Source organism: Nonomuraea sp. NPDC003214 (assembly GCF_053590035.1).
The window spans coordinates 692,646-706,648 of the sequence record NZ_JBSFSX010000003.1; the positions used below are offsets into that span (position 1 = coordinate 692,646).

11 protein-coding genes are annotated in these 14,003 nt (G+C 74.2%); 2 read left to right on the forward strand and 9 right to left on the reverse strand.

What is annotated here, in order from left to right; translation table 11 throughout:
* Positions 1-6 precede the first annotated feature (6 nt).
* The 7 genes from ACWDXC_RS12055 to ACWDXC_RS12085 all read right to left on the reverse strand — a co-directional run bounded on the left by ACWDXC_RS12055 (position 7) and on the right by ACWDXC_RS12085 (position 10,185).
* Positions 7-1,110: a winged helix DNA-binding domain-containing protein gene (locus ACWDXC_RS12055; RefSeq protein WP_449980889.1), complete on the reverse strand. Its 1,104-nt coding sequence runs from the start codon at positions 1,108-1,110 to the stop codon at positions 7-9.
* Positions 1,111-1,146: 36 nt separating this feature from the next.
* Entirely contained in the window at positions 1,147-2,832 is a 1,686-nt protein-coding gene (locus ACWDXC_RS12060; RefSeq protein ID WP_449980891.1) for an ABC transporter family substrate-binding protein, read from the reverse strand.
* 11 nt (positions 2,833-2,843) lie between these two features.
* Positions 2,844-4,871 (reverse strand): dipeptide ABC transporter ATP-binding protein, encoded by a 2,028-nt coding sequence (locus tag ACWDXC_RS12065; RefSeq protein WP_449980893.1) that lies wholly within the window; start codon positions 4,869-4,871, stop codon positions 2,844-2,846.
* Positions 4,868-5,773 carry an ABC transporter permease gene (locus ACWDXC_RS12070; protein WP_449980895.1) on the reverse strand — a complete coding sequence of 302 codons (906 nt, stop codon included), beginning with the start codon at positions 5,771-5,773 and terminating at the stop codon, positions 4,868-4,870. The genes ACWDXC_RS12065 and ACWDXC_RS12070 overlap by 4 nt, the downstream gene beginning before the upstream one ends.
* Entirely contained in the window at positions 5,770-6,756 is a 987-nt protein-coding gene (locus ACWDXC_RS12075) for an ABC transporter permease (protein ID WP_219510296.1), read from the reverse strand. Before ACWDXC_RS12075 ends, ACWDXC_RS12070 begins: the two co-directional genes overlap by 4 nt.
* A 125-nt stretch (positions 6,757-6,881) precedes the next feature.
* Positions 6,882-9,224, reverse strand: a complete 2,343-nt coding sequence (locus tag ACWDXC_RS12080) for an AAA family ATPase (RefSeq protein WP_449980897.1) — start codon at positions 9,222-9,224, stop codon at positions 6,882-6,884.
* A gap of 64 nt (positions 9,225-9,288) precedes the next feature.
* Positions 9,289-10,185 (reverse strand): haloalkane dehalogenase, encoded by an 897-nt coding sequence (locus tag ACWDXC_RS12085; protein WP_375072029.1) that lies wholly within the window; start codon positions 10,183-10,185, stop codon positions 9,289-9,291.
* 163 nt (positions 10,186-10,348) lie between these two features.
* Between ACWDXC_RS12085 and ACWDXC_RS12090 the strand changes: the two genes are divergently transcribed.
* Complete coding sequence (locus ACWDXC_RS12090) at positions 10,349-11,878, forward strand: MFS transporter (RefSeq protein WP_219510300.1); 1,530 nt, start codon at positions 10,349-10,351, stop codon at positions 11,876-11,878.
* Between the two features lie 35 nt (positions 11,879-11,913).
* On the forward strand, positions 11,914-12,690 hold the full coding sequence (locus ACWDXC_RS12095) for a DoxX family membrane protein (protein WP_449980900.1): 777 nt from the start codon (positions 11,914-11,916) through the stop codon (positions 12,688-12,690).
* 8 nt (positions 12,691-12,698) lie between these two features.
* Here ACWDXC_RS12095 and ACWDXC_RS12100 read toward each other — a convergent pair whose 3' ends face one another.
* Together ACWDXC_RS12100 and ACWDXC_RS12105 are read right to left on the reverse strand one after the other, a co-directional pair.
* Positions 12,699-13,622, reverse strand: a complete 924-nt coding sequence (locus tag ACWDXC_RS12100) for a DMT family transporter (protein ID WP_449980902.1) — start codon at positions 13,620-13,622, stop codon at positions 12,699-12,701.
* Positions 13,623-13,722: 100 nt separating this feature from the next.
* Complete coding sequence (locus tag ACWDXC_RS12105) at positions 13,723-13,974, reverse strand: hypothetical protein (protein ID WP_219508345.1); 252 nt, start codon at positions 13,972-13,974, stop codon at positions 13,723-13,725.
* Between the last annotated feature and the right edge of the window lie 29 nt (positions 13,975-14,003).

The window sequence follows — 14,003 nt, forward strand, 5'->3', positions numbered from 1 at the left end:
GCCCGGCTACCCGGCGGCGGCCCCGGCAATCAGCTTCTCGGCGCGGGAGACGGCGGCGGCGAGCGGATCATCGGGGACGGGCTCGAACAGGTCGGTGGTGACCCGGCCGCCCTTGGCCTCCCACACGCCGGCGACGCGCCCCTGGTGGAGGACGACCGGGGAGATCCAGCCGGCCTGGCGGCTCACCCTGGCCTTGACGGCGGCCGGGACGAGCGGCTCCAGGGAGCGGGGCGCGCCGAGGATGTAGGGGTCGAAGCCGGGCAGCAGGTGGACCTCGTCCGCCGGCCGGGTTGCGGCCAGGTCGTCGAGGTGCTCGGTGAGCGCCAGCAGGGTGTGGCCGCCGGCCTCGACCTCGGTCAGCTCGCCCGCCAGGTCGCGGAACCAGCCCTTGAGCACGGCCTTCCTGGCGACGCCGCCGAACAGCCAGCCGTCGAGCATCTCCGGCGTGGCGGGGCCGTGGGCGGCCAGGAACGCGCGGGCGATCCGCACGCCCGCCTCCTCCTGCGGCGGCAGCTCGGCGGGCCAGCCGGGCAGCCAGGCGCGGGGCGCGGTGAAGGTGACGCGGCCGTCGCGCGGCGGGCCGTAGCAGAGCTCGCCGAGGCGGCTGAGCGGCTTGAGCAGCGCCCCCCAGCCGGAGGTGAGCGCCTCCCGCAGGTGGGCGTCGCCGGTCACCTCGACGACGGCGTCGACCAGCTCCTCCCGGGTCTTGGGCGTGTCGCCGAGCGCCTGCGGGACGGCCTCGACGATGGCGGCGATCTCGGCGGCGGTGACGCCGTGGCCGCGCTGCCAGGAGCCCTTCTCCCAGAACCGCAGCGTGCTCAGCGCCGCGCAGTAGCCGGGCAGCTCGTCGGCGGGCAGCAGGTGCAGGGTGCCGCGCATGACCCAGGTCTTGACCAGGGTGCGCTCGTCCCAGAGCGCCCGCTCGACCTCGCCGGGGCCGGGTGAGGCGGCGCGGACGGCGACCGCGTGCTGGGCGGAGGAGGCCACCTGGGCCTGCACCCCGCACAGCCGGCGGGCGATCTCCACGGCGCCCGGCCCGCCGGGGCCGCTCACGAACTGCCGGCGCAGCCGCCAGGCGAGGATCTGCGGCCAGCTCACATGGATCGTCACCCGGCCAGTTGTACACGGCCGGGCCGACAGTCCGGGTCAGCGGGTGTAGCCGATGTCCTGGTAGCGCAGCGTCTGGAAGCCCCGGGCGCCCGCGTTGGCCAGGTTCTGCCGGGCGGCGACGAGCTGCGGCCGCTGGTAGAGGGGCAGCACGTTGACCTGCTGCCAGATGAGCCGGTCGGCGGTGTTGGCCTCGGCGCGGGCCTGGTCCGGGTCGAGGCTGCGGGCGGCGCGGGCCATGGCGGCGTCGATGTCGGCCGAGCCGGTGCGGCCGAAGTTGGCGTTCCACGTCTTGCCGTCGGCGGCGTGGGCGTAGACGCCGTAGCTGCTCGACACCGGGTACGGGGTGCCGATGTAGGCGAACGGCGCGATGTCGAAGTCGCCGGGGATCACGTACTTGGCGAAGAAGTCGTCGCTGGGCACGGCCCGGATGGCGAGCTTCACCCCGATCGCGGCGAGCATGTTCTGCGCCAGCTCGCCCTCGGACTTGCTGATCTGCACGCCGGACGGCACCACGAAGGTGAGCTCGAGCGGGCGGCCGTCCTTGTGCCGGACCGGGCCGGTGCGGGGGTCGAGCCGCCAGCCGGCCTCGTCGAGCAGCCGGGCGGCGCGTGCCGGGTCGTGGGCGCCGAGGTCGCCGGCGTTGTCGCGGTAGCCCTGCTGGGTGGTCATGAAGAAGTGGCTGTTGAGCGGGGTGCTCGGCCAGTCGAGGCCGCGCAGGTCGGAGCGGGCGATGGCCTCCCGGTCGAGGCCGAGCTGGACGGCCTGGCGGACGCGCAGGTCGCGGAGCGGCCCGCGTGAGCCGTTGAGCGTGAAGTGGCGGAAGTCGGGGGCGGCGGCCCGGCGGACCTCGGCGCCTGGCGTGGCGGCGGCGCGGGCGTGGTCGGGGGCGGACGGGCCGATGTCGGCCAGGTCGAGCTCGCCGTTGCCGAACATGCCGACGAGCGAGTCCTGCTCGGCCGCCCGGAAGACGATCCTGTCCAGTTTGGCCCGGTCGCCCCACCAGGCGTCGTCGCGCACGAGCGTGACGGTCTTGGCGGTCTGGTCGATGCCCTGGACCTTGAACGGCCCGGCGGTGACGGGGATGCGGTTGAGCCAGGCGGTGTTGAACGCCTCGGGCGTGGCGTTGGCGGAGGCGGGCAGCAGCGGCCCGAACAGCGCCCGCCAGTCGCCGAACGGCCGCGCGAACGTCACCACGACCTCGTGGTCGCCGCGGCCCCGCTCGACGCTCTCGATGTCCTGGTAGCCGGTGGAGGAGGCGATGTGGAAGGCCGGGTCGCCGCCGTCCAGCGCCTGCCACTGAGCGCGGAAGTCGGCCCAGGTGATGGGCCTGCCGTCGGACCATCGGGCGCGCGGGTTCAGCTCGTAGGTGACGACCTGCTTGGGCGTGGTGGCGGTGACGCGGGCGTCGATCAGGTAGGCGTGGTTGACGGAGATGCGCGCCCTGTCGTCCGACACGAACGGGCGCGGCAGCAGCGCGTCGGTGATGGCCGCCGCCACGGCCAGGTGGCCGTCGACGTGGTGCCTGTTCCACTGGGCGGGGAACTCGTTGACGCCCCAGCGCAGCGTGCCGCCGTCCTTGACCCGCTCGCGCGGCACGGGGTTGAGGTCGGACGCCTTGATCACCGCGTCTCCGGAGGGCCGGACGACCACGGCGCCGCCCCCGCCGCACGCCGTCAGCGACAGCACTGCGGTCGCGGCGGCCACGAAATGAGTTGCTTTCAACGGTACTCCTGTCAGACGACGGCGAGCTTCTCGGCGTAGTGGCAGGCGGCGGCCTGGTCCTCGCCGAGCGGCCGCACCTCGGGCTCGGTCTCGACGCACAGGCTGCGCTCCTCGGCCGTCAGCACGCCCCGGAAGGTCGGGCATCGGGTACGGAACCGGCATCCCGACGGCGGGTCGGCCGGGCTGGGCGGCTCGCCGTCGAGCAGGATGCGCTCGCGTGAGCGTTCGCGCACCGGGTCGGGCAGCGGGACCGCCGACAGCAGCGCCTGCGTGTACGGGTGCGCCGGGCTGGCGTAGACGGCCTCGGCGCGCCCGATCTCGGCGATCCTGCCGAGCTGCATGACGGCGACCCGGTCGGCCAGGTGGCGGACCACGGCCAGGTCGTGCGCGACGAACAGGTAGGACAGGCCCAGCCGGTCCTTCAGCGCGCCGAGCAGGTTGAGCACGCCCGCGCGGATCGACGTGTCGAGTGCGGAGACGGGCTCGTCGAGGACGAGCAGCCGGGGTTCGAGGGCGAGCGCGCGGGCGATGGCGACGCGCTGGCACTGGCCTCCGGACAGCTCGCGCGGGTGGCGGGCGGCGCACGCGGGGTCGAGCCCGGCCAGGGCGAGCAGCTCGGCCACCCGGCCCTCGGGCGCGCCCCGGCGGTGGGCGCGCAGCGGCTCGGCGAGGATGTCGTGGACGGTCATGCGCGGGTCGAGCGAGGCCGCCGGGTCCTGGAAGACCACCTGCATGTCGCGCCGGATCGCGGCGCGCTGCGCGGGCGTGAGCCGGGCGGTGTCGCGGCCGAGCACGACGATGCGGCCCTCCTCGGGCCTGGCCAGCTCCAGGATCTGCGTCAGCGCCGTGGTCTTGCCCGATCCCGACTCGCCGACGAGGCCGAGCGTCTCGCCCTCGCGGATGTCGAAGCTGATCCCGGCCACGGCGTGCACGGTGCCGGTCCGCCGCCTGAACAGCGTGCCCCGCGTCAGCGGGTAGCGCTTGACCAGGCCCTCGACCTCCAGCACCGTGCGCGGGCGGCGGGTCACCGGCTCGCGCGGCGGCGCGGGCCGCTCGGCGCCGTCCCGGCGCACGTCAGCCCTGTGCACGTCGGCCCAGCGGATGCAGGCCGCCCGGTGCCCGGCCCCCACCTCGAACAGCGGCGGCTCCCGGTCGTCGCACGCCTCCACCCGCATCGGGCAGCGCGGCGCGAACGGGCAGCCCGGCGGCAGCCTGCCGGGCTCGGGCGGGCCGCCCTCGATCGGCACCAGCGGCCGCCTCCCGCCGCCGTCGACGCGCGGCACCGAGCCGAGCAGGCCCGCGGTGTACGGCATCCGCGTGCGGTAGTAGACGTCGTCCACGTCGCCGACCTCGACCGGGCGGCCCGCGTACATGACCAGGACGCGGTCGGCGAAGCCGGCGACCACGCCGAGGTCGTGGGTGATCAGGACGATGGCGGCGCCGGTCCGGCGCTGCGCCTTCTTGAGCACCTCCAGCACCTGGGCCTGGACGGTGACGTCGAGCGCGGTCGTGGGCTCGTCGCAGATGATCACGTCGGGGTCGTTGGCGACGGCCATGGCGATGAGCGCGCGCTGGCGCATCCCGCCGGAGAACTCGTGCGGGAAGGCGAGCGCGCGCCGGGCCGGGTCCGGGATGCCGACGAGGTCGAGCAGGTCGACGGCCTTGACGGCGGCCTGCTCGCGGGTGACCCGGTGGTGGGCGCGCACCGCCTCGGCGATCTGGTCGCCGACCCGGTAGACGGGGGTGAGCGCCGACAGCGGGTCCTGGAACACCATCGACACGGCCCGGCCCCGTACGCGGGCCAGCTCGCGCTCGGAGGCGCCGACGAGCTCGCGGCCGTGCAGCCGGACCGAGCCGGCGACCTTGGCCTCGGGCGGCAGGAGGCCGAGCACGGCGGCGGCGGCCACGGACTTGCCCGCGCCGGACTCGCCGACGATGCCGAGCACCTCGCCGGCCCGCAGCTCGTAGCTGAGGCCGCGTACGACGGGCACGTCGCCGAAGGCGACCTCCAGGCCGTCGACCTCCAGGACCGGGCTCATCGCGGCCCCTTCGCGCCGGGGTCGAAGGCGTCGCGCAGCGCGTCGCCGGCCAGGTTGACCGCGAGCAGGGTGACGACGAGCAGCCCGGCGGCGAACCAGAACGTCCACGGCGCGTAGATCGCGGTCCGGGAGCCGTCGGCGATGACCGTGCCGAGCGACACGTCGGGCGGCTGGATGCCGAGGCCGAAGTACGACAGGGACGTCTCGGCGAGGATGGCGGCGCTGACGTTCACGGTGGCGTCCACGATGAGCAGGGACGACAGGTTGGGCAGCACGTGCGAGAAGATGATCTTCACGGGCGGGACGCCGAGGTAGCGGGCGGCGCGGACGAACTCGCGCTGCCTGAGCGAGATCGTCATCCCCCGGACGATCTTGGCGGTGACCATCCACAGGAACAGCGCCAGCACGATCACGAACAGCGGCCACTGCCCCGCCCCGAACAGCGGCGACATGATCGCCAGGACGAGGAAGGCGGGCAACGCGAGCAGCAGGTCGGCGGCCCAGCCGAGCACCCGGTCGGTCCAGCCGCCGAAGTAGCCGGCGAACGCCCCCGCGAGCGCGGCCAGCGCGGTCGACACCAGGGCGGCGAGCAGGCCGACGATCAGCGACCGCCGCAGCCCGCACAGCGTGACCGCGTACACGTCGGCGCCGGTCTGCAGGGTGCCGAACCAGTGCCGGGACGACGGCGGCGCCAGGAACGCGGTGAAGTCCTTGTCCGCGGGGGACCACGGGGTGAGCAGCGGTCCGGCGAACGCGAGCGCGAACATCAGCGCCAGCACCGCGACCCCGGCCCGCCCCTGCCGGGAGGCGAGGAAGCGCCGCGCCAGCACGCGCCCGCGGGACGGCGGCGCGGCCACTGCCGGGCCGAGTTCGCCGGCGACCTCCTCCTCCGAGAGCGTCATCCCGCCCTCACCCGGGGATCGAGCGCGGCGTGCAGCAGGTCGGCGGCCAGCGACGCGCACAGCACGGCCAGCGCGGCCAGGCACGAGATCGCGGCGACGGTGTTGACGTCGTTGGTGAAGACGGCGCTGATCAGCCGCTCCCCCAGCCCGTGCCAGCCGAAGATCTTCTCGGTGAAGGCGGCGCCGGTGAGCAGCGTGCCGAACACGAAGGCGAAGTACGTCGCGACCGGGATGAGCGCGGTGCGCAGCCCGTGGCGGACCAGCGCCCGCCGCCTGCTCAGCCCCTTGGCCCTGGCGGTGCGCAGATAGTCGGCGCCGAGCACGTCGAGCATCAGGTTGCGCTGGTAGCGGCTGAAGACCGCGATCAGGCCGAGCGACAGCGTCACGGTCGGCAGGATCAGGTGCTGGAGCCGGTCGAGCAGCCCCGCCCAGAGCCCGGCGTCGAGCCCGGCGGACCGCTCACCGCCCACCAGGAGGACCCGGCGGCCGAACAGATGGTCGTTGGCCCAGGTGCCGCCCAGGATCGCCACGTTCGCCAGCACCACGACGGGGATCGCCAGCAGCAGGTAGGCCAGGCCCGCCGACAGCCGGTCGAACCAGCCGTACTGCCTGGCCGCCGCGGCGGCCCCGGCGGCGACGCCGAGCACGCTGCCGCACACCAGCCCGAGCAGGACCAGCCGCAGCGTGACACCGGCCCGCCGCCGCAGGTCGTCGCCGACCGGCGAGCCCGTCACGCTCCTGCCGAAGTCGCCGCGCAGCACCCCGCCCGCCCAGGTCAGGTAGCGCTCGAACAGCGGCGTGCGGTCGTTCAGGTTGAGCGCGGCGAGCTGGGCGTCGACGGCGGCGGGCGGCGGCTGCGGGGTGCGCCCGGCGTAGTTGGCGCGCGGGTCGAGGGCGGCGGCGGCCAGCAGGTAGGCGAGGCTGGCGGCGACGGCGGCCAGCACGACCGAGCCGAGCAGCCTGCGGGCCAGGAACCCCGCCATCGTCCCCCCTTACGAACGGCGTGTGGCCATCGTGCTACATTCCGCGACCATCCGGGCGCAGGCACATGTCAAGGGGGCGTCTGGTTAACGTCCGGAAAGCCCTGGTCAGACCCTCGGCGGGGCGGTCAGCGGCCGGACAGCTCGTCGACCGCGGTGCGGACGTCGTCGCTGGTGATCGTGGTGAGGTCGGCGGAGCTGGCCGACTCGCCGCGCGAGGCCAGCGCGGCCAGCCGCACGTCGCGGCGCATGGCCGCTCGCTCGAACAGCGACCTGGCGAAGCGGCCGTTGCCGAGCCCGTCGATCAGCCGCTCGCCGCACACCCAGGTGAACACCTCGTCGAGGTCGCCCAGCGCCTCCTCGTCGAACCGGTCGCCCGCCTGCTCGGCCAGCAGCACGGCGATCTCCGACAGCTCGCGCGGCGCGTAGCTGGGGAAGGTCACCCGCTGGTTGAACCGGCTGGCCAGGCCGGGGTTGGAGGCCAGGAAGACGTCCATCTCGCGCTGGTAGCCGGCCAGCACGATGACGAGCCGGTCGCGGTCGTCCTCGGCCCGCTTGAGCAGCGTCTGCACGGCCTCGGCGCCGAACGCGTCGCCGCCCGAGTAACCGGGATTGACCAGGCTGTAGGCCTCGTCGATGAACAGCACGCCGCCGAGCGCCCGGTCGACGAGCTCGTTCGTCTTGATGGCCGTCGCGCCCAGGTGCTGGCCGACCAGGTCGGCGCGGTGCGCCTCGACCACGTCGGGCCTGGCCAGCAGGCCGAGCGCGGCGAACACCCGGCCCACGACGCGGGCGACGGTCGTCTTGCCGGTGCCCGGCGGGCCGACGAACACGAAGTGGCGCATCTGCGGCGGCGTCGGCAGCCCGCGCTCCTGGCGCATCCGGGCCACCTGGAGCTGGGCGGCGATCGCGTGCACCTGCCGCTTGACCGGGGCCAGCCCGGCCATCCTGTCGAGGTCGGCCAGCGCCTCCTCCAGCGTGGGCGTGGCCACGTAGCCGCGGAAGCGGGCCGTCAGCTCGTCGAACGCCTTGGTCACGTCGGCGGTCGTGGTCGTCACCAGGTCCTCGGTGGTCGGGGTGCCGCCCGCGCCGACCACGCGCACGTCACGGGCCTGGGCGGCGGCCTCGACCAGGCTGCGCGCGAACCGGGCGTTGCCCAGCTCGTCGACCAGGCCGCGCCGCTGCACGTCCTCGAACATGCCGAGCAGCGCCGCCCTGGCCTCCGGGCGCATGGTGTCGCCGCGCTGCCGCTGGAGCAGCTCGGTGATCTCGGCCAGCTCCCCGGCGGAGTAGGTGGGGAAGCGCACGCGGGTGGCGAAGCGGCTGGCCAGGCCGGGGTTGCTGGACAGGAACGCGGTCATCTCCTGCTCGTAGCCGGCCAGGATGATGATCAGCCGGTCGCGGTCGTCCTCGGCCCGCTTGAGCAGCGTCTGCACGGCCTCCGCGCCGAACCGGTCGGGCTGGCCGTCGGAGGAGTTGATCAGGCCGTACGCCTCGTCGATGAACAGCACGCCGCCGAGCGCCCGGTCGACCAGCTCGTTCGTCTTGATCGCCGTCGCGCCCAGGAACTCGCCGACCAGGTCGGCCCGCTGCCCCTCGACCACGTACGGGGTCTCCAGCAGGCCGAACGCGTAGAAGATCTTCGCGAGGGTACGGGCCACGCTGGTCTTGCCGGTGCCGGGCGGCCCCAGGAAGACGAAGTGGCGGGTGGGACGCCCGGCCGTGTAGCCCGCCTCGGCGCGCAGCCGGGACGCCTCGATGGAGGCGGCGATCGACCGGACCTGCTCCTTGACCGGGGCCAGTCCGATCATGCCGTCGAGCTCGGCCAGCGCCTCCTCGACGGAGATCTGCGGCAGCGCGGGCGCCTTGTCGGCCACCGGCTCCGGCCTGCCCTCGCGCGCCCGAACGCGGACCTGCTCCTCGGCGGTCAGCTCGGACCTGGCGCGGCGGGCCAGCAGGAAGCGGTAGCCGAGCACGGCGGCGGCGGCGCCGTAGGCGACCCAGACGGCCAGGCTCTCGGAGACCAGGGAGACGGCGGCGGCCAGCGCACCGGCGGGCACCAGCGCCAGCAGCGCCGTCACCCAGGGCGCCACCCACCGGATGAGGTGCGCCCCCGCGGCCACCGGCAGCGCCAGCAGCAGGAGCAGCGTCGGCGCGAGCGACGTCGGCGGGAACAGCGCGACGAAGACGGGCAGCAGCGCGCACCAGCCCGCCACCACGAGCGTCGTCGCGGCGGCGCGCGGGAAGTGCAGCGCCAGCGCGATGAAGGAGAGCGCCACCATCGTGAGCAGGAAGGTCTGGAACAGCTGGCCGCCCAGCGCCGCGGACACACCGACGGAGCCCACCAGGACGACCACGTACATCACCCGGCGGGCGGCCGGCGGAAGCCGGAAATAGCGCACGCGCACCTGTTCGAACAGATCCCGCACCGCGGCCCGCCCCGCCGCCCGGGTCCTGCTGGACTCCTGCATCACGCCTCCCCGGTCCGCCCCTGGTTATACCGCACCGGGCCGTCGATTGGGCGGACCTGACACGCTAGGTGGAGCTGACGAAAGCGGCGATGTGCCGGCCGAGTTCGGCGCCCGCGTCCTCCTGGAGGAAGTGGCCGGCGCCCGTGATGACCGGATGGGCGCGGCCGGCCGCCCCCGGCATGGACCGGCGCAGGACGGGCGCCATCCCGGCGGTGATCGGGTCGCCGTCGGAGAAGGCGACGAGAAAGGGCCGGTCAAGCGTGGTGAGGACCTGCCAGGCGGCGCGGTTGGCGGCCGAGGCGGGGTTGTCCGGCGCGTACGGCACGAGGCCGGGCATCGCCCGTGGGCCCGCTTTGTACGACTCGTCCGGGAAGGGGGCGTCGTAGGCGGCGCGTACCTCCGGCGGCAGTTTCGTGGCGCAGCCCGATTGGACGAACCTGGCGATGTCCAGCTCCGGCGCGGACGCCACCGCGTCCTTGAACCGGTGCCACACCTCCGGCATGGGATTGTCACCCGTCGGCAACCCCGTGTTGGCGGCGACGATCCTGGCCACGCGTCCGGGGTGCTCGGCGGCCAGGCGCAGGCCGATCAGCCCGCCCCAGTCCTGGCCGACGAGGGTGACGCCGGTCAGGCCGAGCGCGTCGTACAGCAGGGCGCGCGTCCACTCGACGTGCCGGGCGTAGCTGTGGTCGCCCTGTTCGGCCGGTTTGTCGGAGCGGCCGAAGCCGATGAGGTCCGGCGCGATCGCACGCAGCCCGGCGGCGGCCAGCTCGCGCATCACGTCACGGTAGAGGTACGACCAGGACGGCTCACCGTGCAGGAGCACCACCGGCTCCCCGTCGGCGGGCCCCGCCTCGGCGTAGGCCATCCGCAGCCCGTCGCCCACGTCGGCGTAGCGGGCCTCGTACGGGAATCCGGGCAGATCGGCGAACCGGTCGTGGGGGGTGCGGAGGATTCGCATAGAACAAGATTCTATGCAGCGGCCCCGGCGCCGCCCAGGGACCGGGCCGCGAACGGTATTCCGGATCAACCGATACCGCTACACCCATCGGGTGACATGGCCTAAGCTGCCACGCAAGTTCATGCGGGCCCGCTTGCGCACGGATCGGCCTGCAAGGAGGTCCATGACCGTCACCCAGGCCGCGCCCCTCGCCCGCCGCGCCGACCACGAACCCCGGGACAATCGCTGGGCCGTCCTGGTCCTGCTCTGCCTGAGCCTGCTGCTGATCACGGTCGACGCCACCGTCCTGCACATCGCGGTCCCCGCGCTCACCGCCGCCCTGGAGCCGTCGGCGGTGCAACTGCTGTGGATCGTGGACGTCTACTCGCTGGTCGTGGCCCCGCTGCTGATCATGTTCGGCTCGCTCGGCGACCGCTACGGGCGCAAGCGGCTGGTGCTGGCGGGGTTCGTGCTGTTCGGCCTGGCCTCGGCGGCTGCGGCCCTGTCGACCACGCCGCTGGCGCTCATCCTGTCCAGGGCGGCGCTCGGCGTCGGCGGCGCGATGATCATGCCGGCCACGCTGTCGCTGATCCGCCAGGTGTTCACCGACCGGCGCGAGCGGACGATCGCGCTCGGCGTGTGGAGCGCCGTGGCCGCCGCGGGGGCCGCCGTGGGCCCGCTGGTCGGCGGCCTGCTCGTCGGCTGGTGGTGGGGCGCGGTCTTCCTGGTCAACGTGCCGATCCTGCTCGTGCTGCTGCCCGCCGCCGTGCGCCTGCTGCCGGAGTCGCGCGGGCGCGCCGGTCACCCGTGGGACGCGCCCAGCGCCGCGCTGTCGGTGCTGGGCATCCTGGCGCTGGCGTTCGGGCTGAAGGAGGCGGGCTCGGGCAGCCTGATGCCGTTCGGCGCGGCCGTGGCGGTGTTCCTGACCGGGGTGGCGCTGCTGGTGTGGTTCGTCAGGCGGCAGACCCGGCTGGCCGCGCCGCTGCTGGAGGTCGGCCTGTTCCGGCGGCGGGCGTTCACCACCGGGGTCGCCGGGGTGCTGCTGGGCGTGTTCGCGCTGGTGGGGCTGCAGCTCATGCTGGCGCAGTACCTGCAGCTCGTGCTGGGCGACAGCGAGATCCGGGCGGCGCTGCGGATGCTGCCGCTGGTCGTCTCGGCCGTCGCCGGCGGGCTGGCGGCGGCGCACCTCCTGCCCCGCCTCGGCATGCGCGCCACGATGAGCGGCGGCCTCGGCCTCGTCGCGCTCTCCCTGACCCCGACGCTGACCTGGGGCGTCGAGAGCCATCCGGTCATGCTGGCCTGCTGCTTCGTGGGCATCGGGTTCGGCGTCCAGGTCGCGCTGCTGGCCGCGTCCGACACGATCATGTCGGCGGCCCCCGAGTCCCAGGCGGGCGGCGCCGCCGCGATCGAGGAGACCGCCTACGAGCTGGGCGCCGGTCTCGGCGTCGCCGTGCTCGGCACGATCACCACCATCGTGTACGCCCCCGCGCTGCCGGCCGTGCCCGGCGTCCCCGGCGCGGACATGGACCAGGCCAGGCAGTCGCTCGCCGGCGCCGCCCACGTGGCCGACCGGGTCGGCGGCAGCGCCGGCCACGCGTTGCTCGACGCGGCCCGCTGGGCCTTCGTCAACGCCCTGCACACGACCGTGGTCGTGAGCGTCGTCCTGCTCAGCCTGACCGCCGTCGCCGTGGCCATGCTGCTGCGCCGTGATTGAGGTGTGTGATGTCCCGATTAGGGCAGACAACAACCGTGAGACAGGCCCTCCGTGATCTCGCCGCGCTCGTCGCCCGTGTGGGCGTGGGCGGCATCTTCTTCGCCAACGGCTGGCGCAAGCTGGAGATCGGCCTGGCCCAGACCGGGGTCCAGTTCCAGTCGCAGGGCGCCCCCGCGCCGCGGGCCTGGGCCACGATCACCATGATGACCGAGCTGATCGGCGGCGCGCTGCTGATCGCCGGGCTGCTGGTGTCGGTGATGGGGCTGATCCTGTTCGCCGAGGCCGTGGCCGTGCTGACGGTCGCGATGCCGCTCAACCCGATCACGGTCAACGAGCTCATCCTGCTGGGGGCGACCTCGCTGCTGCTCGCCGTGGTGGGCGCGGGGCGGCTCTCGGTGGATCACATGGTGGTGATCCGGCGCAGGGAGTCGGAGGCGGCCGGCGAGTTCGCGGCCGACCAGGAGGCCGACGCGGTCATCGCCAGCCTGCGCGACCCTGACGCCCCGCCGCGCCCGTCCACCCCCTCGCACCCGGCCGCCCCATCGCGACCGGCCACCCCGCCGGAGCGGGCCGACGACCCCGCGCCGCCGCCCAGGACACCGCCCAGGACGCCGCCCGCCGCCAAGGGCGCGCCGGCGGCCAGGGGCAAGCCCTCGGCCGAGCCCGCGCCGGACGACACGGCCCCGCACCCGCGACCCGGCCGCACGGACCCCGAGCCCGCCGGTGAGCCCGGCTCCTCCCCCGGCGACACGCTGGTGGCCGGGCGGAAGAAGCCGCCCGCGCGGGGCCGCCGGACGACCTCGGCCGACTAGGCGGCCGACTAGGCGGCCGGCGCCGGGGCGCGCTTCTTGAGCGGCCTGAGCGCGCCCTGGGTGAGCGCGATGGCCGCCAGGATGATCAGCGCCCCGACCGGCTGGTTCCACGTCAGGCCCTCGTCCAGCACGAGCACGCCCGACAGCGCCGCGAACACCGGCAGCAGGTACGTGACAGTCGAGGTCGTGGTCACCCCGGCCTGCTTCTGCACCCAGTAGAGCAGCAGGTACGCCACCCCGGTGCCGAGTCCGCCGAGCGCCAGCAGGCTCCACCAGACGCCCGCGGTCACGCCGGTGTCGACCAGCGGCACCCCGGCCAGCAGCGTGATCACCCCGAGCTGCACGGTCCCGCTGAGGAGCTGCCCGGTGGCCAGCACGACCGGCGGCTCGCTGCGCCGCCCGGTGACGAACCGCCCCAGGTACGCGCCCCCGATCCCGTAGCACAGGGCCGCGCCGAAGCAGGCGAGGCTGCCGCCGAGCTGCCCGCCGCTGATCGGCTGCCACACGCCCAGCACCACCATCACGCCCGCGAACCCGGCGCCGAGCCCGGCCATCCGCCCGGCGGTCGGCTTCTCGGCCCGCAGCAGCAGCGTGAAGGCCAGGGTGCACAGCGGCGTGGTCGCGTTCCAGATCGACGCGACGACGGAGGACACGTACTGCTCCCCGTAGGCGAACAGCGTGAACGGGAGCGTGGTCAGCACCACGGACGCGACCTGGAAGTGCCCCCACAGCCGGGGGTCGCGCGGCAGCGCGCGGCGGCTGACGGCCAGCGCGGCGAGCAGCACGGCGGCGCCGACGGCCATCCGCCCGAACGACACCTGCAGCGGATGCAGCTCGGTGACGGCGACCTTGATGAAGAAGAAGCTGTTCCCCCAGACGGCCGCCAGCACCAGGAACGCCGGCAGCCACCTCCCTGCTCCGTTGCCGCGCACCCGCGCCCTCCCTGTCATCAGAACCAGGAGGAGCGTAACGACCCACACAGATCCAAAACGATAGGGATATTTCCCTATTTATGGTCGCGCCACAGCGCCCTCAGGCACTGGCGCCGGCCATGACGCGGTCGACGATGCCGCGGGTGCCCTCCTGCCGGGCGCAGTGGGCGCAGCAGTACCAGTGCTCGCCGGACTGGACGCCGTGGCCGATGACCTTGGTGCCGCAGTGCTCGCAGATCGGCGCCATGGCCTGGATCGCGCACTGGAAGGAGTCGAACGTGTGCACCGCGCCCTGGGCGTGCACCTCGAAGGACATGTCGTAGTCGTTGCCGCAGTTCTCGCAGACGGCCATGGTGATCCCCCTTGATCTCGGAGCGCCGG